This window comes from Arthrobacter sp. CG_A4, from assembly GCF_035985125.1.
In the GTDB taxonomy this organism is placed as follows: Bacteria; Actinomycetota; Actinomycetes; order Actinomycetales; family Micrococcaceae; genus Arthrobacter.
The window spans coordinates 41,330-62,014 of the sequence record NZ_JAXCID010000024.1 but is presented as its reverse complement, the minus strand read 5'-3'; the positions used below and the strand labels follow the sequence as shown (position 1 = coordinate 62,014).

General features: G+C 66.7%; 17 protein-coding genes. 3 read left to right on the top strand and 14 right to left on the bottom strand.

What is annotated here, in order from left to right:
- Positions 1-157: 157 nt before the first annotated feature.
- A complete protein-coding gene (locus RCH07_RS11720; RefSeq protein ID WP_326967640.1) occupies positions 158-1,249 on the bottom strand; it encodes an ROK family glucokinase in 1,092 nt (363 codons plus the stop codon).
- Positions 1,250-1,429: 180 nt separating this feature from the next.
- On the opposite strand from RCH07_RS11720, the gene RCH07_RS11715 reads away from it, so the two are divergent.
- On the top strand, positions 1,430-3,250 hold the full coding sequence (locus RCH07_RS11715; RefSeq protein WP_326967639.1) for an AMP-dependent synthetase/ligase: 1,821 nt from the start codon (positions 1,430-1,432) through the stop codon (positions 3,248-3,250).
- Between the two features lie 95 nt (positions 3,251-3,345).
- On the opposite strand, the gene RCH07_RS11710 is transcribed toward RCH07_RS11715, so the two are convergent.
- Positions 3,346-6,741, bottom strand: coding sequence for a pyruvate carboxylase (locus RCH07_RS11710; protein WP_326967638.1), 3,396 nt, complete (start codon positions 6,739-6,741; stop codon positions 3,346-3,348).
- A 447-nt stretch (positions 6,742-7,188) separates the two neighbouring features.
- On the opposite strand from RCH07_RS11710, the gene RCH07_RS11705 reads away from it, so the two are divergent.
- A complete protein-coding gene (locus tag RCH07_RS11705) occupies positions 7,189-8,034 on the top strand; it encodes a ParA family protein (protein WP_326967637.1) in 846 nt (281 codons plus the stop codon).
- A 131-nt stretch (positions 8,035-8,165) separates the two neighbouring features.
- Here RCH07_RS11705 and RCH07_RS11700 read toward each other — a convergent pair whose 3' ends face one another.
- The 5 genes from RCH07_RS11700 to gcvH all read right to left on the bottom strand — a co-directional run bounded on the left by RCH07_RS11700 (position 8,166) and on the right by gcvH (position 11,268).
- On the bottom strand, positions 8,166-8,759 hold the full coding sequence (locus RCH07_RS11700) for a MerR family transcriptional regulator (RefSeq protein WP_326967636.1): 594 nt from the start codon (positions 8,757-8,759) through the stop codon (positions 8,166-8,168).
- A 261-nt stretch (positions 8,760-9,020) separates the two neighbouring features.
- Positions 9,021-9,524, bottom strand: a complete 504-nt coding sequence (locus tag RCH07_RS11695; protein ID WP_326967635.1) for a bifunctional nuclease family protein — start codon at positions 9,522-9,524, stop codon at positions 9,021-9,023.
- Positions 9,524-10,240: a transcriptional regulator FtsR gene (gene ftsR / locus RCH07_RS11690; protein WP_326967634.1), complete on the bottom strand. Its 717-nt coding sequence runs from the start codon at positions 10,238-10,240 to the stop codon at positions 9,524-9,526. Before ftsR ends, RCH07_RS11695 begins: the two co-directional genes overlap by 1 nt.
- Before the next feature lie 23 nt (positions 10,241-10,263).
- Positions 10,264-10,740, bottom strand: a complete 477-nt coding sequence (locus tag RCH07_RS11685; RefSeq protein WP_326967633.1) for an FHA domain-containing protein — start codon at positions 10,738-10,740, stop codon at positions 10,264-10,266.
- Between the two features lie 141 nt (positions 10,741-10,881).
- A complete protein-coding gene (gene gcvH / locus RCH07_RS11680) occupies positions 10,882-11,268 on the bottom strand; it encodes a glycine cleavage system protein GcvH (protein WP_326967632.1) in 387 nt (128 codons plus the stop codon).
- A 192-nt stretch (positions 11,269-11,460) separates the two neighbouring features.
- On the opposite strand from gcvH, the gene RCH07_RS11675 reads away from it, so the two are divergent.
- Positions 11,461-12,330, top strand: a complete 870-nt coding sequence (locus tag RCH07_RS11675; protein ID WP_326967631.1) for an Fpg/Nei family DNA glycosylase — start codon at positions 11,461-11,463, stop codon at positions 12,328-12,330.
- A gap of 87 nt (positions 12,331-12,417) precedes the next feature.
- Here RCH07_RS11675 and RCH07_RS11670 read toward each other — a convergent pair whose 3' ends face one another.
- From RCH07_RS11670 to RCH07_RS11640, 7 genes are read right to left on the bottom strand one after another with little or no spacing between them, the layout of a single operon-like run.
- Positions 12,418-15,177, bottom strand: a complete 2,760-nt coding sequence (locus RCH07_RS11670; RefSeq protein ID WP_326967630.1) for a cation-translocating P-type ATPase — start codon at positions 15,175-15,177, stop codon at positions 12,418-12,420.
- Complete coding sequence (locus tag RCH07_RS11665) at positions 15,174-16,604, bottom strand: V-type ATP synthase subunit B (protein ID WP_326967629.1); 1,431 nt, start codon at positions 16,602-16,604, stop codon at positions 15,174-15,176. Before RCH07_RS11665 ends, RCH07_RS11670 begins: the two co-directional genes overlap by 4 nt.
- On the bottom strand, positions 16,601-18,361 hold the full coding sequence (locus tag RCH07_RS11660) for a V-type ATP synthase subunit A (RefSeq protein ID WP_326967628.1): 1,761 nt from the start codon (positions 18,359-18,361) through the stop codon (positions 16,601-16,603). The genes RCH07_RS11665 and RCH07_RS11660 overlap by 4 nt, the downstream gene beginning before the upstream one ends.
- Positions 18,358-18,726: a V-type ATP synthase subunit F gene (locus RCH07_RS11655; RefSeq protein WP_326967627.1), complete on the bottom strand. Its 369-nt coding sequence runs from the start codon at positions 18,724-18,726 to the stop codon at positions 18,358-18,360. The genes RCH07_RS11660 and RCH07_RS11655 overlap by 4 nt, the downstream gene beginning before the upstream one ends.
- A complete protein-coding gene (locus RCH07_RS11650; protein WP_326967626.1) occupies positions 18,723-19,817 on the bottom strand; it encodes a V-type ATPase subunit in 1,095 nt (364 codons plus the stop codon). Before RCH07_RS11650 ends, RCH07_RS11655 begins: the two co-directional genes overlap by 4 nt.
- On the bottom strand, positions 19,814-20,410 hold the full coding sequence (locus RCH07_RS11645) for a hypothetical protein (RefSeq protein ID WP_326967625.1): 597 nt from the start codon (positions 20,408-20,410) through the stop codon (positions 19,814-19,816). Before RCH07_RS11645 ends, RCH07_RS11650 begins: the two co-directional genes overlap by 4 nt.
- Positions 20,410-20,637: a hypothetical protein gene (locus RCH07_RS11640; RefSeq protein WP_326967624.1), complete on the bottom strand. Its 228-nt coding sequence runs from the start codon at positions 20,635-20,637 to the stop codon at positions 20,410-20,412. The genes RCH07_RS11645 and RCH07_RS11640 overlap by 1 nt, the downstream gene beginning before the upstream one ends.
- Between the last annotated feature and the right edge of the window lie 48 nt (positions 20,638-20,685).

Sequence of the window (20,685 nt, the reverse complement as noted above, 5' to 3'; positions counted from 1 at the left end):
ACAAGATCCGAACGATGACCCGCAGGTCCTACGGATTCCACACACCCGAAGCCGCACTCGCCCTGATCATGCTCGCCTGCGGACCCGTCAGAATCAAGCTCCCATACCAGAGATAACGGAACCCACATCTCTGTCAGGAGAGCCCGAAAAAGACCCATTAGCTGCGCATGCGCCTGCTGACCCGGGACAGGTCCGCGGCGCCGATCAGGCCGGCGTCGGGGCCGAGGGCTGCCAGTTCGATCTGCGCCGCAGGCCGGAATCCGCGCCCGGTCAGGTTCCTGCCGAATGCTTTCCGCGCCGGTGCGACCAGCAGTTCACCGGCGTCGCACAAACCGCCGCCGATCACAAAGGTGCCCGGATCCAGCGCGGCCGCAAGGTTGGCGAGACCCAGGCCTAACCATTCGCCGACCTCCTCGATCAGCTCACGTGAGGTGGCATCCCCGGCCTTGGCCAGCCCGGTGACGATCGCGCCGGTGATGCGGTCCATTTGGCCGTCCACTGCCCTGAGCAGTTCCTGCGCCACCGGGGAGTTGGCGGCGGCCAGTTCGCGCGCCTCCCGGCCGAGGGCATTGCCGGAGGCGTACTGTTCCCAGCAGCCCCGGTTGCCGCATTCACAGCGGTGGCCGCCGGGCATGATGATCTGGTGGCCGAATTCCCCCGCCACCCCGTAGCGGCCGCGCTCCAGCCGCCCGTCCATCACCATGGCGCCGCCGATGCCGGTACCCAGGGTGATGCAGACCAGCCGGTTCTCGCCCCGGCCGGCACCGAAACGCCATTCCGCCCAGCCGGCGGCGTCGGCGTCGTTGGTCAGGAGTACAGGGCGGTGCAGCATCCGCTGCAGGTTGTCCCTCAGCGGCTCATTGCGCCAGGCCAGGTGCGGGCTGAACAGCACGGTACCGCCGTCGAGATCCATCCAGCCGGCAGCGCCGATCCCGACGGACCAGATCCGGTGACCTTCGCCCAATTCCTCGACAAGTTCCACGATGATCTGTTCGACCGCCCGCGGGTCGTTGCCCGGGGTGGAGCGCCTGGCCTGGCTGAGGATCCGGCCCTCCGCGTCCACCACGCCGGCCGCCACCTTGGTACCGCCGATATCGACGCCGATTGCCAGGCCCTTGCGGCCCAGCCGCAGATGCTCACGGAAACCTTGCCCCGGAACTCCGCCGACCGCACCCGCGAACGCCCTGCGGCGCCGGGCGGCCGTCCTGCGGTCCGGGCCGGGCTGCTGTCCGGGTGTGGGTGTGTGCATGGTTCCCCAAGTCTATTCGCCAGGCGATTCCGCTCCGGCGTCGGCCGCCCGGAGTGGCGCGCCGGCACCCGGAGCCGTAAAGTTACTCGCCAGTAGGTGTTGTGGAACACATTCGCGGTAGGACCACGCACTAGTGTTAGCTGAACCCCTTGCGGGTCAATGGATATCAAAGGAGCTATCGTGCGAGAAATCAGTGTCCCGCCCCTGGTCAACGTCCCACCGGAATCAAATGTCACGGCCCTGGTATTGCGCCAGGCCGCGAAGGCTACCAACCCTGCCCTGTTCTCGCGACTCGACGCTGCCGGCCAGTGGCAGGATGTCCGGGCCACCGACTTCCTGGCCGATGTTTCACTTCTCGCCAAGGGGCTAATGGCCAGCGGTGTCGCCGCCGGCGACAGGGTGGGCATCATGTCCCGCACCCGGTACGAATGGGCGCTGATTGACTTCGCGATCTGGTTCGCCGGCGCCGTCTCTGTTCCCATCTATGAAACGTCCTCGCCCTCCCAGGTCGCCTGGAACCTCGGCGATTCCGGCGCGGTGGCCGCCTTCGGCGAGTCTGCCCACCATGAGGACATCATCCGGCAGGCCGCGGCGTCCGAGGGCCTGACCGCCCTCGCCAACGTCTGGCAGCTCTCAGGAACCGGCCTGGATGACGTCAGGGCCGCCGGTGCCACTGTCAGCAACGAAGAACTCGAGGCGCGCCGCAGCCACGCGTCCCTCAAGGACATCGCCACGATCATCTACACCTCCGGTACCACCGGACGGCCCAAGGGCTGCGAACTGACCCACGGCAACTTCGTGGAGCTCTCGGAGAACGCGCTGGCCACATCGCTTAACGGAATCGTGCACGAGAATGCCAGGACCATCATGTTCCTGCCCCTCGCCCACGTCTTTGCGCGCTACATCTCCGTGCTGGCCGTGGCCGCCGGCGTCACAGTCGCACACACGCCGGACATCAAGAACCTGCTGCCGGACCTGCAGAGCTACAAACCCACGTTCATCCTTGCCGTGCCGCGCGTGTTCGAAAAGGTCTACAACTCGGCGCTCACCAAAGCCGAGGACGGCGGCAAGGGCGCGATCTTCCACCGCGCCGCGGACACCGCCATCGAGTTCTCGCGTACCCGGCAGGCCGGCAAGGTCGGCCTGGGCCTGAGGCTCAAGCACACCCTGTTCGACAAGTTGGTCTATGGCAAGCTCCGAGATGCCATGGGCGGCCAAGTCGCGCACGCGGTATCCGGCGGCGGCCCGCTGGGCGAACGGCTGGGCCATTTCTTCCAGGGCATCGGCATGCAGATCCTGGAGGGCTACGGGCTGACCGAAACCACGGCGCCGATCACGGTGAATACGCCGGAGCGGATCAGGATCGGCACGGTCGGCAAGCCGCTTCCGGGCAATGCCGTGAAGATTGCCGACGACGGCGAAATCCTCGCCAAGGGCGTCTGCGTCATGCGCGGCTACTACAAGCGCGACGACCTCTCCGCCGAGGCGTTCCAGGATGGCTGGCTGCGCACCGGCGACATCGGGCAGCTCGATGAGCAGGGCTTCCTGACCATCACCGGCCGCAAGAAGGAAATCATCGTCACGGCCGGCGGCAAGAACGTCGTACCGGCGCTGCTCGAGGACCAGATCCGCGCCGACGCGCTCGTCTCGCAGGTACTCGTGGTCGGTGACAACCGCCCGTTCATCGGCGCCCTGGTCACCCTCGACGAGGAAGCCCTGCCGGGCTGGCTGCACCGCCACAGCCTGCCGGCTTCCACCACCCTCGCCGAAGCGACCGGGAATCCGGTGGTCAAGGCCGCGGTCCAGGAGCTCATCAACCACGCCAACCAGTCCGTGTCCCAGGCGGAGGCGATCAAGTCGTTCCGGATCGTGCCGGCGGACTTCACCGAGGCCTCAGGGCACCTCACGCCGTCGATGAAGGTCAAGCGCTCCCAGGTCATGAAGGACTTCGAGAACGTGATCGAGGAGATGTACGGCACCCCGCGCCCCGTCCAGCACTAGGCCACACACACAAAGCAACGCGGGGTCACATACGGCCCATCAGGGAGTCCCTGATGGGCCGTATGTGACCCCGCGTTGCTTTTGCTGCGCTGCCGCTACTCGACGACCAGCAGCAAATCCCCGCCCTGGACCTGTTCGATGGCGCCTACGGCGAGCCGCGAGACGGTGCCCGCGACCGGCGTCGTGATGGAGGCTTCCATCTTCATAGCCTCGATGGTCGCAACTGTGTCACCGGCTTTGACGGTGTCCCCGGCCTTGACTGTCAGGGTGACGGCGCCGGCAAACGGTGCGGCCACCTGGCCGGGCTGGGAGGCATCGGCGCGCTCGGCCGCCTTGACGTTGCTGACCACGGCGCGGTCGCGGACCACCACCGGGCGCGACTGGCCGTTGAGCGTGCACATCACGGTGCGCATGCCCTTCTCGTCCGGCTCGGAGACGGCTTCGAGCGAAGCGATCAGGCGGACGCCCTTCTCCAGCTCGATCTCGTGCTCCGCGCCGCGCTGCAGGCCGTAGAGGTAGTCGCGGGTGTCCAGCACCGAGAGGTTGCCGTAGGACTCCACAGTCTTCAGGTAGTCCTTGGTGGGACCGGGGAAGAGCAGCCGGTTGAGGGTCTGCTGCCGGGTCTTGGAGTCGGACCGGAGCGCGGCGCTGTCCTCGGCGCTGAGGTCGACGTCGCGGACCTTGACGGTCCGTCCCTGCAGGGCCTTGGTCCGGAACGGTTCGGGCCAGCCGCCGGGAGGATCGCCGAGTTCACCGGACAGAAAGCCGATCACGGAATCCGGGATGTCATACTTCTGCGGGTTCTCATTGAAGTCTGCCGGGTCAGCGTTGAGTCCGACAAGGTGCAGGGCCAGGTCACCCACCACCTTGGAGGACGGGGTGACCTTCACCAGGCGGCCCAGGATGCGGTCCGCCGCGGCGTACATGTCCTCGATGGCCTCGAAACGCTCGCCTAGGCCCAGCGCGATCGCCTGCTGGCGCAGGTTGGAGAGCTGGCCGCCGGGGATTTCGTGCTGGTAGACCCGGCCGGTGGGGCCCGGCAGCCCGGATTCGAACGGCGCGTACATGCGGCGGACGGCCTCCCAGTACGGTTCCAGGGCGCAGACGTTGGCCAGGCTCAGCCCGGTGTCGCGCGGGGTGTGGGCCAGCGCGGCCACGAGCGCCGAGGCCGAGGGCTGGCTGGTGGTGCCGGCCAGCGACGCCGACGCCACGTCCACGGCGTCCACGCCGGCGTCCACGGCTGCCAGCAGCGTCGCCAGCTGGCCCCCTGCTGTGTCATGCGTGTGCAGGTGGACCGGCAGGTCGAACCGCTCACGCAGGGCCGTCACAAGGCGGGCAGCAGCGGCGGGGCGCAGCAGCCCGGCCATGTCCTTGATCGCCAGGATATGCGCCCCGGCATGGACGATCTTCTGCGCCAGCTCCAGATAATAGTCCAGGGTGTACAGCTTTTCGTCCGGATCCGTCATATCCGCCGTGTAGCACAGGGCCACCTCGGCGACGGCGGTGCCGGTCTCGCGGACGGCGCGGATGGCCGGAGCCATCTGGTTGACGTCGTTGAGGGCATCGAAGATGCGGAAGATGTCGATGCCGGTGGCGGCGGCCTCGTTGACAAATGCCACCGTGACCTCTTCGGGGTACGGCGTGTAGCCCACGGTGTTGCGGCCGCGCAGGAGCATCTGCAGGCAGACATTCGGCAGCGCCTTGCGCAGCGCGGCGAGCCTGTCCCAGGGATCTTCACCGAGGAAGCGCAGGGCAACGTCGTAGGTGGCGCCGCCCCAGGCCTCGACGGAGAGCAGCTGCGGGAGCAGCCCGGACACGGCCGGGCCGGCCGCGACAAGGTCGCGGGTGCGGACGCGGGTGGCCAGCAGCGACTGGTGGGCGTCGCGGAAGGTGGTGTCCGTGACCGCGACGGCGTTCTGCCCGCGCAGCGCCGTCGCGAAGCCTTCCGGGCCCAGCTCCAGCAGCCGCTGGCGGGAACCCGGCCCGGCCGCGGCGTCGCCCACGGCCGGAAGCTTGGTGGCAGGGTCGCTGTGTACTGTGAGCTCGCCGTTGGGCTTGTTGACGGTGACCTCGGCGAGCCAGGTCAGCAGTTTGGTGCCGCGGTCGGCCGAGACACGCGCCTTGAGGAGTTCGGGGCGTTCGTCGATGAAGGAGGTGGCCACGTTGCCGGCGACGAAGTCCGCATCGTCCAGTACAGCCTGGAGGAAGGAGATGTTGGTGGACACGCCGCGGATGCGGAACTCGGCGAGGGCGCGGCGGGCGCGGGCCACTGCGGCCGGGTAGTCGCGGCCGCGGCAGGTCAGCTTGACCAGCATAGAGTCGAAGTGCGGGCTGATCTCGGCACCCGAATAGACGGTGCCGCCGTCGAGCCGGACGCCGGCGCCGCCGGCGGAACGGTAGCCGGTGATCTTGCCGACGTCGGGCCGGAAACCGTTGGCCGGGTCCTCGGAGGTGATGCGGCACTGCAGGGCAGCACCCTTAAGCTGGACGGTCTCCTGCGAGAGGCCCAGGTCCGCGAGGGTCTCGCCGGCGGCGATGCGCAGCTGGGCCTGGACGAGGTCGACGTCGGTGACTTCTTCGGTCACGGTGTGTTCGACCTGGATGCGGGGGTTCATTTCGATGAAGACGTGCTGGCCGGCGCGCTCCCCCACGGTGTCGACAAGGAACTCCACGGTGCCGGCATTGACATAGTTCAGTGCCTTGGCAAACTTCACGGCGTCGCGGTACAGCGCCTGGCGGATACCTTCGTCAAGGTTCGGGGCCGGGGCAATCTCGATGACCTTCTGGTGGCGGCGCTGGATGGAACAGTCGCGCTCGAAGAGGTGCATCACGTTGCCCTCGGCATCGGCCAGGATCTGGACCTCGATGTGGCGGGGGCGCAGCACTGCCTGCTCCAGGAACATGGTGGGGTCACCGAAGGCGGCGTCGGCCTCGCGCATGGCTGCCTGCAGGGCCTCGGGCAGCGCCTCGCGGGTGTCAACCCGGCGCATGCCGCGCCCGCCGCCGCCGGCGACGGCCTTGGCGAAAATGGGAAAGCCGATCCGGTCCGCGGCGGCGATGAGCTCATCGACGTCTTTCGACGGCTGGCTGGAATTGAGTACGGGGACGCCGGCCTTGCGGGCTGCCGCGAGGGCGGCGACCTTGTTGCCGGCCAGTTCCAGGACCTCGGCGGGAGGACCCACGAAGGTGATGCCGGCGTCTGCGGCGGCCCGGGCCAGACGGGGGTTCTCGGAGAGGAAGCCGTAGCCGGGGTAGATGGCGTCGGCCCCGGATTCCTTGGCGACGCGCACCACCTCGTCGACGTCGAGATAGGCCCGGACGGGGTGCCCCTCGTCACCGATCAGATACGCCTCATCGGCCTTCTGGCGGTGGATCGAATTGCGGTCCTCGTTCGGGAACACGGCTACAGTCTTGGCGCCAAGCTCGTACCCGGCGCGGAAGGCACGGATCGCGATTTCACCGCGGTTGGCCACCAGAATCTTCGAAAACATGCTTCTCCTGCAACTTTGCGGGCGTATCGGTAAGTGCTCACAGTGTCTAAGACCGGCGTGGGCAAATACAAATCATTGTGGTCACGGTCACAGCACCGCGCGTCACGGATGCGGGCCCTGGCCGGATCGCGGCACTCCACGGGCCAGCGTAGCGGTGCGGGCCGTGGTGCGGCCTGTGGTGCGGGCCGTGGTGCGGCCTGTGGTGCGGCCAGGGTCGCGGGCGATGGTGCGCCCAGGGTCGCGGGCGGTGGGCAGGGGTGGGCGCGGGTCGCCGGTGGCCGGCGAAGAGTGGGCATGATCTGCCGCCCCGGGCCCGATGAGGCAGGTATCGGCGGAGCGTCAACATATGATGAGGAGGTGGGTGGCGCATGCACGCCCCGGCTCCGGAGTACGCAGGAGCCGGCAGGACCCCGTCCCGGCAACCGGCGTTAGGTATTGGTTTTTCAAGTGCAAGTAGTCAGCATCAGCAGCCTCAAAGGCGGTGTCGGCAAGACATCGGTGACCACAGGACTGGCGTCTGCGGCATTGGCCGCCGGCATTCCCACCCTCGTCGTCGACCTTGACCCGCACGCGGATGCGAGCACGGCCCTCGGGGTCCGGCCGGGCGAGCATCTCGATATCGGCCGGATGCTCAAGGCTCCCCGTCGTGCCCGCCTCGCAGACAACGTCGTTCCCAGCGGCTGGGTGGAACGCGCCAACGGCAAGGCACCCGGCGGCCAGTCAGCCGCCACCCTGGATGTGGCAGTCGGCTCCGCCTACACCGGCATCTACGACCGCCCGGACCTCGGCCGCCGCGATCTGCGCCGCCTCTCCGCGGTGCTTGCCGGCGCGGAGAAGTACGAGCTGGTCCTCATAGACTGCCCGCCCTCGCTCAACGGGCTCACCCGGATGGCCTGGTCAGCGAGCGACAAAGTGATCCTCGTCGCCGAGCCCGGGCTGTTCTCCGTCGCAGGCACGGAACGCACGCTGCGTGCCATCCAACTCTTCCGCGGCGAATTCGCCCCTAACCTCTCCCCCGCGGGCATTATCGCCAACCGGGTGCGCAGCGGCTCCGCCGAACACACCTTCCGGCTCGCCGAAATGCAGTCCATGTTCGGTGAACTGCTGCTCGCACCGCACATTCCCGAGCAGGCCAACTGGCAGCAGATCCAGGGCGCCGCCCACTCAATCCACCATTGGCCGGGCGAGTCCGCCAGAAACGCCGCGGCCTTGTTCGACTCGCTGCTCGCGAATCTGCTGGCCGCCGAGGGCAGGCAGCCCGCCGGCGCAGTCCGGGACCACGGCAGGCGCTAGCAAACCTCCCAGCCTCACACCGGGACTCCGCCCAACGAAAACAACGCGGGGTCACTTAGCGCCCATCCAGCACATCGTGATGGGCGCTAAGTGACCCCGCGTTGTATGTTGAGGGACGGTGGGGTGGGAGCCTAGCCGATCTTGCGGGCCTCCCGGCGTTTACTGAGTTCGTCGCCGGGGAAGGACTGGTCCCGCACATGCTCGCTGGGAAGAGCCGCTAGGCTGCCCTCCACTTCGCGCCAGACCCGGCCCACCGCGATGCCGAAGACACCCTGTCCGCCCTGGACGAGGTCGATGACCTCGTCGGCAGAGGTACACTCGTAGACGCTGGCGCCGTCACTCATAAGGGTGATCTGGGCGAGATCCTCAACACCGCGCTCCCGAAGATGCTCGACGGCGGTGCGGATCTGCTGGAGCGATACGCCCGTGTCCAGCAGCCGCTTGACGACCTTGAGGACCAGGATGTCGCGGAAGCCGTAGAGCCGCTGGGAACCTGAGCCGGCGGCGCCGCGCACGGCGGGCTCCACAAGTCCGGTGCGTGCCCAGTAGTCCAACTGGCGGTAGGTGATCCCGGCTGCCTTGCAGGCGGTGGGTCCGCGATAGCCCGCGTCCTCATCCAGGACGGGGAGATCCTCGGTGAACAGCAGGCCCTGGGCGCCGCTGGCGGGCACGGCCACACCGGCCGTCAAGGGCTTGAGCTCTCCTGCTTCGCCTTCCGGACTCACGTGGATCCTCCTTGTCGTGGCTCCCCTGCGGAAGTTGCAGCAACAGCTGGCTATCTCTAGCGAATCGAACCTTCGGCGGATAAAATTTCAACCGTGTGATTCGGCCGGGCCGCACTTTCCAGTGTGGCCGCAGCGGCTGTCGTATGCAATGGAAACCTTTAACTCCGACGTTAGGCCTGCGGGGGCTCAAGGTCAAAGACGTTCGGGCTATTCGGCAGGCGTGTCGAAACTTTCATCCTCGACTTTAACCTTAACGTGACCTCAGCCGGCGAAATCGTCCGGTTCGACGTCGTCGAGGAACTCCCGGAAGCGCCGCAGCTCGCCTTCTTCATCGACGGCCGGGCCTGGGTGGGTATCCTCCCCCTCGTCGTGTTCGGTGATCCTGACGCCCGCCTCGTCCATGACGGCGTCGGCGCACCAGATCCGGCACTTTGCCCGCAGGGCAAGCGCCAGGGCGTCGGAGGCGCGGGAGCTGACGGTGGTGCCGTTCTCGAACTGGAGCTGGCCGTAGAAGATGTTGTCCTCCACCGCCACGATGTTGACGCTGACGATGGTGTGGCCCAGGGATTCGACGACGTCAACGAGCAGATCGTGGGTCATCGGGCGGGGCGGGACGACGCCCTGCTGTGCCAGGGCGATGGCGCTGGCCTCCGGGGTGCCGATCCAGATCGGCACATGCCGCTCACCGCGCATTTCCTTAAGCAGGACGAGCGGCTGGTTGGACGGCAGCTCAATCCGCACGCCCACGATCTCCACCTCGATCATCAGATGTCCATCCTCGCGATGCGGTCCTGGACCAGGGCGCGGTGCAGGGTGAGGCAGAGGTCACTGATTTCCCGCGCAGCTTCGGCGGCGCGGGCGTGCGAGGCCGCATCCTTGCGTGAGGTCAGGGTGGCCACTGCGCGCTCCACGAGGCCGAACTCACGCTCGGCAGCGGCTTGGAACGGCCGCAGGTGCCGCGGCTCCAGGCCGTGGCTCTCAAGCTGCACGCAGGCGCGGGCCACCTGGAGGGCATGCTCGTCGAAGGTGCCGTTGACGTGCCCGATCAGGCCGAAGCTCAGCAGCGACTGGAGCAGCGGAACGCTCGCGCCGGACTCGGTCCGGAGCTGCTCCTCGCTGAGCTGGCGCACCCTGTTCTGCAGTTCGGCCGCGAGTCCGGCGGAGACGATCCGCGGGGACACCGTGACGCCGGCAGGCAGGTTCTCGGGGCGATCGCCGCGGTCGATCGCGTCGAGGTAGTCCTTGATGACCTTCAGCGGCAGGTACTGGTCGCGCTGGAGGGACAGCACAAACCGGAGCCGCTCGACGTCGTTCTCCGCGTACTGCCGGTAACCGGCCGGGGTCCGCTGCGGATTGATGAGCCCCTTTTCTTCAAGGAACCGGATTTTCGACGCCGTCATCGTGGGGAAATCGTCGCTCAACTGAGCCAGGACTTCCCCGATGTTCAGAATCTGGGGTCCGCGCCGTTCCGCATGTGCCATGGCCACAGGCAGCTACCCCGGAATCAGACGTTGCCTGCTGCGCGGGCAGGGCTCAGGTAGAAGGTGAGGCGGAACTTCCCGATCTGCACCTCGTTGCCGGACTTCAGCTCCACGGCGTCGACGCGGTCATGGTTCACGTAGGTTCCGTTCAGGCTTCCGGTGTCCACGACTTCGAAGCTGCGCGCCGTGCGGCGGAACTCGACGTGCCGGCGCGAGACCGTGACGTCGTCAAGGAAGATGTCGGCGTCCGGGTGCCGACCCGCCGACGTGACGTCCGAGTCCAGCAGGAAGCGTGCGCCGGTGTTGGGTCCACTGTGCGCCACCAGCAGGGCGGAGCCATAGGGAAGTGCCTCAACGGCCGCCCGCTCCTCGAGGGAGAGCTTCGGCGTGATGGTGGGTTCGTCGCGCACCGGTGTGAGGTTGATCGACGTGGTCTCCGAAGCTTTCACTCCACCCGCGCCATAACCATCACCGGTGTCGTTCCGTTCGTGCCCAAACATTGAGTCCTCCTCATTCGTTGCAGGTGTCCCCCCGCAAACAACGCATGCCGTCCGGAAAAGCCTGGCAGATCCGGCCTACAGCCCCCCGGCGGCGTTGTGTGGGTGATGTTCCCAACAACCCGCTCCGAAGGTCATGTCCCTTTAGCCTACCTGCTGTCCGTACTCCGCCGCGCTGAGCAGCGAGTCGACCGCACCGGCCTCTGCAAGCCTGATTTCGAGCAGCCAGCCTTCGCCGTACGGATCGGAATTGATCAGGGCCGAGTCCGTGTCCAGCGCCTCGTTGCGGGCCACCACTTCCCCCGAAACGGGGGCATAAATGTCACTGACGCTTTTGGTGGATTCGACCTCGCCGACGACGGCGTTGGCCGTGATCGTGGTGCCCGCTTCGGGCATCTGGGCGTAGACGACGTCCCCGAGGGCGTCCTGGGCGAAGTCTGTGATGCCCACGCGCACCACTCCGTCGGCGTTCGGCGCCGAAACCCACTCGTGTTCTGCGGTGTAGGACAGTTCTTCGGGAATGTTGCTCATGACGGGCCTTTCCTCGGGTCAAACACCAAATGTCGACGGCGGTTTACTGTTCTGTCCGCCGCTGAAAGTATAGGCATATCCGGCCGGGCCCGGGAGGCCTCTGCCATGATGGTGCAATGACGGAATCAGCACCGGTAACTTCCCGTGGCGGGACGCCCGGACCCGGTTGGCAGAGCCGGTAGCGGCCAGGTAATGCCCGAGCTTCCGGAAGTGGCGGCCCTGACGGATTTTCTGCGCGGACAGCTGCTTGGAACCGTTGTGACGACGATCCAGATTGTCTCGTTCGCGGTACTCAAGACGGCGGATCCGCCCTTCTCAGACCTTGAGGGCAGGACCGTGACCGGGGTGCGCCGCTTCGGGAAATTCGTCTGTCTGGAAACCGACGGGCTGTATTTTGTCTTCCACCTGGCGCGGGCCGGCTGGGTACGCTTCACCGACGCGCCCACCGGGACCCCGCTGAAACTCGGTAAGGGCCACATCGCGGCGCGGCTGTCGTTTTCCAGTGGTACCGGCCCGCTCGACTTCGATCTGACGGAGGCCGGTACGAAAAAGAGCCTGGCGGTCTATGTGGTCCGGGACCCGCACGACATTCCCGGAATCGCGGCCCTCGGACCGGATCCGTTCAGCCCCGGGTTCGACGTCGATGCCCTGGCGCGGATCCTGGGGTCCAGTTCCCAGCAGGTCAAGGGTCTCCTGCGGAGCCAGAGCGTGATTGCCGGCATTGGGAACGCCTACAGCGACGAGATCCTGCACGCGGCAAGGACGTCACCTTTCGCCGTCGCCAAATCCCTGGACCGGGACGCGGTGGGGCTCCTCTTCGACGCCATCCATGAAATTCTTGGGACAGCCCTGCAGGATGCCCGGGGCAAGGCGCCGCACGAGCTCAAGGACACCAAACGGAGTCACCTGCGGGTCCACGGCCGGACCGGCGACGCGTGCCCGGTCTGCGGCGACACCATCCGCGAGGTGTCATTTGCTGACACCGCCCTGCAGTACTGCCCGGGTTGCCAGACCAAGGGAAAGATTCTGGTAGACCGCCGGACGTCGCGCTTCCTGAAATAGGCGGGCCTTCGGGCCGCGGCTTCCCTCTGCTGGCGGGAGTTTCCGGGTCGGTGGTGGCCCGCCGGTTAGATAGCGACGCGTCACGGCCTAACCCGGTGTGCGCTGACTCATGCGCGCAGCGCGCCGCCTGAGCGCCTTGTCGGCCTCCATCAGTCCGAGAAGACCCAACGCGAGAAGGACGCCGGCCGCCAGTTCGGCCGGGCTGAGCGGCACGGTACCGAAGATGTCCTGGGCGAACGGCAGGTAGACCACGCCGAGCTGCAGGACGAGCGCGACAAGAATCATGCCCACCAGAACCCTGTTGCCGCGCAGCCCTGTCCGCCAGACCGGCTCGACGAACGAGCGGCTGGCAAGGGCCCGGGCGAGTTGGATGAAGGCGAGGCTCGTGAACACGATGGTGGCGAGCAGGGCCTCGGCTTCGGGGGTGATCGAGCCACCACCACCGCCTGAGTTGTTCCAGACAGCCCAACCGACTGCAATGAGGGCCACCCCGATCACCGGACCCAGCCAGGCGATCTGGATCCCGATGCCGCGACTGAGGATACTTTCCGTCGGCGAGTAGGGCGGGCGGCGCATCGTGTCGCGCTCGGCCTTCTCGACGCCCATCCCGAGCCCCAGCAGACCATCCGTCAGCAGGTTGGACCACAGAATCATGATGGGGAGCAGATAGAGCGGCAAGCCGAAGAGCGGCGGAATCGCCACGATCAGCACTTTGGCAAAGTTTCCGGAAATCGAAAATCCTACAAAACGGCGCACGTTATCGTAGACCACGCGCCCCTCCTCAACGGCGGCCACGATAGTGGCAAAGTTGTCATCAAGCAGGACAACCTCGGCGGCCTCTTTGGCGACATCGGTTCCCGATCCCATGGCCACACCGATGTCCGCTTTTTTGAGCGCTGGCGCGTCATTGACCCCGTCTCCGGTCATGGCCACGACTTCGCCGTTGGCCTGCAGAGCCTCGACAATGCGCAGCTTGTGCTCAGGTGACACACGCGCGAAGACGGAGGTGATGCGCACTGCGGCGCGCAGCGCGTCGCTGTCCATCTGCTCAAGCTCGCGACCCGTCAGGGTGGGGCTGTCCGGTGCGGCCATGCCGAGATCGACGGCGATGGCACGCGCCGTACGCGGATGGTCGCCGGTGATCATTATCGGGCGTATTCCTGCCGTCGCGCAGCGCGCGATCGCGTCACGGGCTTCCGAGCGGGGTGGATCGACCATCCCGACCAACCCGAGCAGCACGAGATCCCGCTCCACCTCCTCGGCCTGCCCGTCGGATGGAACGTCCGTGAGGCCGCGGGCGGCGACGGCAAGAACCCGCAGGCCGTTTTCGGCCATCCGCTCGATCGAGGAGTGGAGGCGCCGTCGAGCGGCGTCGTCCAACAGGCGGATACCGCCGTCGTGCACGATCCGGTTGCAGAGGTCCGGTATTCCGTCGCCGGCGCCTTTGACGACGGCGAGCAATGGTGCGCCGTCGGCAACCGTCACCAGCATGTCCAGAACGCCGGAACCACCCTGAGGTGTGCCGTGCATCGTCGTCATGCGTTTTCGGGTTGAGTCGAAAGGAACTTCGCCGACGCGCGGCAGCCCCGAGTCGAGATCTTCCTTCCGCAGGGCGAAGCGATCCGCCGCGATAACGAGGGCGCCCTCCGTCGGATCGCCGACGGCTTCAGGGTGTCCGGACCGCCGGTCAAGGACCGCGTCGTTGCAAAGGGCTGCCGCGGCGAGCAGAACGTGAGCGTCATCGTTCAGTTCGGGGGTTTTGCCCGCGGCCAAGTCGAAGCTCCCGTGCGGTGTCTCAAGCACCGTCACCGTCATCCGGTTCTCGGTCAACGTGCCGGTCTTGTCCGAGCAGATGACGGTGACCGAGCCGAGTGTCTCTACCGCGGCGAGCCGCCGCACCAACGCCCGGCGCACGAGCATCCGTTGGGCGCCGAGGGCCAGCGTGAAGGTCAGCACGGCAGGAAGCCCTTCCGGGACGATTGCGACGGCGAGCGAGACTGCTGTGAGAAGGATCAGTGATGTCTCCTCCCCGCGGATGAGGCCGCTCAGGAAGACGATGACGGCGATGACGACGGCAACAGCAGCAAGGAGCTTCGCGAGCTTGTCCAGGCGCTTCTGCAGCAAGGTCGGTTCCTGCGCAACGTCCTGGATCAAATCGGCGATGCGTCCCAGCTCGGTCGTCATTCCGGTCGCGACGACCACAGCAGAGCCGCGCCCGTAGGTCACCGAGGTGCCAAGAAAGGCCAGATTGGTTCGATCTCCGAGCGGAATGTCAACGCCGTGAATAGCGACGACGGTCTTGTCCACCGGTTCGGATTCACCCGTCAGCGCGGCCTCCTGGGTGCGCAGATTCACGCTTTCAACGATACGCACGTCTGCCGGAATCACGGATCCAGTCTCGAGGCGCACAAGATCGCCGGGCACGAGTTCGCGGGCCGAGAGCTCGCGGACCTGCCCATCGCGCACCACGCGCACGAGCGGCGCTGCCATCTGTTTCAGTGCGGCAATCGCTTTCTGGGCCCGGTACTCCTGGACGACACCGAGTACGACGAACAGAACGACGATGGCAAGAATCGCTGAGGCGTCGATAGCCTTTCCCAGCGCAGCTGCCAGGCCGGCGGCCACAACCAGGATCACGATCAGAATCGACGACACCTGCTCCCACAGAATTTTCCAGACCGACCGGCCAGCACGCTCCTCGAGTTCGTTGTAGCCGAACTCGCCCAGGCGCCCGATTGCCACCTGTTCGTCGAGGCCGACCGTCGCATTGGTCCCCAGCTCCGCTGTGACAGCCGTGACTTCGCGGCCGTGCCAGTCTGCCGATGAGTGTTCCGTAACGGTGCTCATGACGTTTTCGCCTGCTCCTCCTGATAGTGGTGGTATCGCTCGAGCAGATCTGGTCTGACCCGCTTCAGCTCGGCGGCGGGGAAGCATGCCAGCAGCTCCCATGCCCGGTCAAGAGTCTCGACGAGTGTGCGTGAGACTCCGGACTGGCCGACAAAGCGCTGCTCGAAGTCTTCGGCGAACGCCAGAAAACGCCGGTCCTCAACCGACAGGGCCGCCTCGCCGACGATCGAGGAGAGCTGGCGCAGTTCGCGCCCGCGCGCGAAGCAGGCATAAAGCTGGTCAGCCACTGCGCCATGATCCTCGCGCGTACGTCCCGCGCCGATGCCCGCGTTCATGAGCCGGCTCAGCGACGGCAGGACGTCGATGGGCGGGCTGATGCCGCGCCGGTTGAGGTCCCGCGACAGGACGATCTGCCCTTCGGTGATATAGCCCGTCAGATCGGGAATGGGGTGGCTGATATCGTCGTCGGGCATCGAAAGGATCATCAGCTGGGTGACAGAGCCCTTGCGGCCACGCATCCGGCCGGCCCGCTCGAACAACGACGCCAGGTCGGTGTACATGTAGCCCGGATAACCGCGCCTGCCGGGAATCTCCTCGCGGGCCGCGGCGACCTCACGAAGTGCCTCGCAGTAGTTGGTGATATCGGTGAGGATCACCAACACATGGCGGTCCTCCTCCCACGCGAGGTACTCGGCGGCCGTCAGGGCTGCGCGTGGGGTCAGCAGCCGCTCGACCGTCGGGTCGTCGGCGAGGTTCAGAAAAAGCACCGTGCGTTCGAGGGCGGCACTATCGGCGAACTGGCCACGGAAGTAGGCTGCCTCGCGTTGCGTGACCCCCATCGCAGCGAAGACGACGACGAAATCCTCGTCACTGCCGACTACCCTCGCATTTGCGGCGATCTGCGCTGCCAACTCATTGGCGGGCAGGCCGAAGCCGGAGAAGATCGGAAGTTTCTGGCCGCGGACCAGGGTATTGAGACCATCGATCGCGGAAATACCGGTCTCGATGAACTCAGAGGGGTGATCACGCACGGCCGGATTCATCGGGGCACCGTTCACGTCGTGCTCGGCCACCGCGAGCAGCGGCGGGCCGCCGTCGATGGGCACGCCGGCGCCGTCGAGGATCCGCCCGATGAGGCCGGGCCCGACGGGCAGCCGGGCGAATGCACCCCGGGTCCGAATGACGGTATCCCGACGGTCGAGACCCCGGGTGCCCTCGAGCACCTGAACGACCATCTTCTCGCCGTGCACCTCAAGGACCCGACCCCGTCGTGTGCCGCCGTCGGGGTCGATGACGTCGACCAGTTCGTCGTACCCGACGCCGTGCACCTGGTCGGCGATGAGAAGGGGTCCGGAGACGTACGCCACCGTTCGATGGTCGACGGAGAGCTTGGTGGTGGGGCCGGCGTCCGGCGATAGGGATGTCATCGAAGTTCCTCGAGTTCTGTGCGGATGCGGGCGATCAGGTCATGCGAGCGATGTGCCATGTCGGCCTCGGGCCAGGTGCGCATGCGCCCGATCTCGAGCAGCGACGCTACAGCCGACGCGGTGTCCGGCGTCACCCCCCGCTCCACCGCCACTGCGAGCGCTGCGTCCGCCGCGTGAATCACGGTGAGCATCGTGTGCTGCTTGGCGAGCGGACAGGATGCGTCGTCCTCATCGAACGCGGACTGCTGCAGAAAGTCTTCCCGCAGCAGCCGCCCGGTGGTGAGCACCACGCGCTGTGGTGCGGCGAGGGCGTCCGCTCCGAGCAGTTGCACGATCTCAAGCAGCGACGTCTCGCGTTGCAGCAGGTCCAGGGCCCAGGCACGCAGCTCGGGCCAGTCCGCGGAGACCGCCTCGGCGAACCATCCGTCGAGGTCGTAGAGGGTGTAGCTGCGAGTCCAGTTGATCGACGGAAAATGGCGCCGCCTCGCCAGCGTGGTGTCGAGGGCCCAGAAAGTTCCCGCCAACCGCAGACTGTGCTGGGTGATGGGTTCCGAGAAGTCTCCGCCAGCCGGCGAGACCGCACCGACGACCGTGACGGAACCTGTCCGGTTCTCCTGGCCGAGGCAGCGCACGGCCCCCGCCCTTTCATAGAATTCGGCCAGACGCGTGGCGAGGTACGCCGGGTATCCCTCTTCCGCCGGCATCTCCTCCAAACGGCTGGAAACCTCCCTGAGGGCCTCGCCCCAGCGGCTGGTGCTGTCTGCCATCAGCGCGACGTGCAGGCCTTGGTCCCGGAAGAACTCCGCGATGGTGATGCCCGTGTAGATGCTCGCCTCGCGGGCAGCGACGGGCATGTTCGACGTGTTCGCGATCAGCACCGTTCGTTGCATCAGCGATGTGCCCGTGCGGGGATCCACCAGGGCCGGAAACTCCTCGAGAACCTCGGCCAACTCGTTACCGCGTTCCCCGCAGCCGATATAGATCACCACATCCGCTGTGGACCACTTCGCCAGCGATTGTTCGAGGACGGTTTTGCCGGTGCCGAACCCACCCGGGATCGCCGCGGCTCCCCCGCGCGCGATGGGGAACAGGGTGTCGATGATGCGCTGGCCGGTGACGAGAGGGACGTCGAGAGCGAGTCGCTCCGATGCTGGCCGCGCCGTCCGCACCGGCCAGTACTGCAACATCGCCACTTCCGCGTCGCCGACGCTTGCGACCGGGTCGGTGACAAGCAGTTCTCCCGTGCGCAGGTTTCGAACGATACCGCTCACCCCCGGCGGGACGAGGACACGGTGCGGGATGACCGCATCCGGGACAGTGCCGAGAAGGTCTCCGGGCCCCACCTGATCACCATTGCGAACCGCCGGCGAGAAGTCCCACCTGCGCTCGCGGTCCAACGCCGCTGCCCGCGCGCCGCGCGCGATGGTCGCGACGGCATAGGGGTCATCCCCGACGCGGGCGAGCACCGGCAGCGGCCGTTGCGTTCCGTCGAGGATCTGCCCGAGCAGCCCCGGTCCCAACTCGACCTGGAGCGGTCTGCCGGTGCCCACAACAGGTTCCCCCACAGCGAGGCCTGCCGTGTCCTCATACACCTGGATCACGCATCGATCACCGTCGATCCGAATCACCTCGCCGGGGAGTCGTGCCGTGCCGACGAGCACGACGTCGTAGAGCCGGGCGTGGAGACCGGTCGCCTCGGCCACGGGGCCGGCCACCCGCCACAGGGTTCCGGCACTGGTAAGAATCTGTGTACTCATTTCGGGCCTTCCGAATCGAATGTGATTTCATAGCCGACTGCTTGCCACAGCCTCTGGAGGAGCCGTTCCCGCCGGCCGGAGTCGCCCTGCAGCAACTCCCCGGCGGGGAGCGCCACTACCAGTGGGGGCAGGGTTCTTTCCAGACGCCGGAGCAGCGGCGGGTCCAGGGCCGTGAAGTACGGCTCGTGGACAGCGATGACACCCACCTCTTCGCCGGCGTTGAGGAGTTCAATGAGCTTCGCACCGGCGGCCCCGGCATCGGCCACCACCAGGACATCGGCACCGGCGAGACGGTACCCGACAGCCAATTCATCGATCGTGACGATAAGCACACGGGAACGCACGTCCGGCTTCGCGGTGGTCATGGTCGGGCTTCCGGCAGGAGAAGCTGCTTCCCGAGATCATCGGGCGAGGTTCTGAGCGCAGCACCCTGGGCCAGCACGCGCAGGTTCCGCGTCTCAAGCTCCAACTCGGCAACATAGGCGATCGGCATGGCGATTCCCATGGGGTCCCCCCGTCGAAACAGCGAGATTTGGTCCACCACCCGGCGTTGTTCCAGCACACGCTGCGCCGCGGCCAGATCATGGTCACGCGACCAGGCTTCCAGCGGTGTGCGGAGGTAGCGGGCCGAAGCGGAGAGAATTGACGCGGTCTCGGTGTCTGCGACTTGCCTCAATGCGGACTCCAGTGCGGACGTGGCGATGCTGCCGCCCGGTGACCACGGCGCGACGCCGGGCAGCGTGTCCAATTCGCGCCCGGATAGTGCGGAACGAAGTCGAAGCAGCGCCATCACGTTGGTTTCGTCGACGCTGCGGGCGAGTGACGCGCGGAGGTCCGCCGCAACGGAGCCGAGGTGGTCGAGTTCGCGAATAATCCGTCCCGTGTGGGCGGCGATGACTGCACTCTCGAAGTGACCGAGGTTGGCATCACGCTCATAGGCGGCGAAGGCATTCACCGTGGCGCGCGCAGTGACGGGGTCCGGCAATTCCCAGCCCGCCAGCAGCGCGAGAGCAGCAGCCGGCTCATGCTGACGAACGATTTCACGGGCGAGGACATCGGTGAAGGCTCCTACGGGAATGATGTCCTCGAGCACCTGCTCCTCGTCTGCGCGTCGCAGCACACCGCGCAGCAGAACGAGCAGATTGTGCAGGTCAAATCGCGCCAGCAGAAGGTCCACCAGCGATCGTGCGGCGTCACCGTAGAACCCGCGCATGACTTCGAGTTCGCGGGCTTCGTGTGCCCGGAGGGCGGCATTCAACCGCCGCACACCGCCGCCGCGGGCGAGCGCGGCTTCAGCCTCTGTGCGCAGCGCGGTGGAGGCGAGGGCACCGAGGAGTCCATCAACGTCACGTCCCATCAACTCGGTCAGTTGCTTCTCGCCCATCCGGTCAAGTCGGCGGACCCGTAGACGGGTGTTTCCGTATTCGAACCGGGGACGGGCTCGCAGAATAGTCATCGGCGGTGCTCCTCGCCCGTGTTGACGATGGCCCGTGCGAAAAAAATCCGAAGGCGGGATTCGGCATCCGCGAGGCGCTGTTCAAGAGTATTGACGACGCTGCGGCCGCCGGCGTTGACCGCTTCGACTCCACCCCACGTCTGCAGGCTCGGGTCGAGTGTTACGGCGGGAACGATGTCCGCCACCTGCTCCAGGGCAAGCTCCGCATCGCGGGGGTCGATTCGAAGCCGCGTCGTGTCGGGGAGTGCTTCCATCGCCCCGCGGATGAGCTGCGCCAGCAACTCCGGATAGCTGCGCGTGTCACGCGTGGCGCGTAGTCCGCTGACGAGTTCCGTGCGCAGCGCGAGGAAGGCGTCCTCGCGCGCTGAACGAACGCGGGCGGCGGCGGCAAGCCGGGCGGCGGCAAGCCGCCGTCCGGCCTCGACCCGCGCCTCGGCCCCGGCCTGGACCTCAAGCTCCCGCTCCAGGGCCGCGGCTTTCACCGATGCCTCGGCGACCACCGCGTCCGCCTCAGCCTGAACTGTCCGGCGGTCCGCCGCGATCTCGTCGTCGGCTTCGGCCTGAATGGCCTTGAGCAGGTCACTAAGCGGCATTAGACCGGCAACAGAAGGATGACCATTGCAGCCACCGCAAAGCCTAGGATGACGAGGGTCTCCGGGATGGCGACGAGCAGAATAGCCCTCCCGGCAAGTTCTGGCTTCTCGGCGATGGCGCCCATGGCTGCGGCCCCGATACGGGCTTGAGCCAGTCCGGTTGCCAGTGCCGAGATGCCTACCGCGAGGGCGGCGCCGATGGCGATGAGTCCGATTCCGATGTCCATTATATTCTCCTTGGTTGTTTGCGGGTTGGTTGTTGGCGGCTTGGTTGT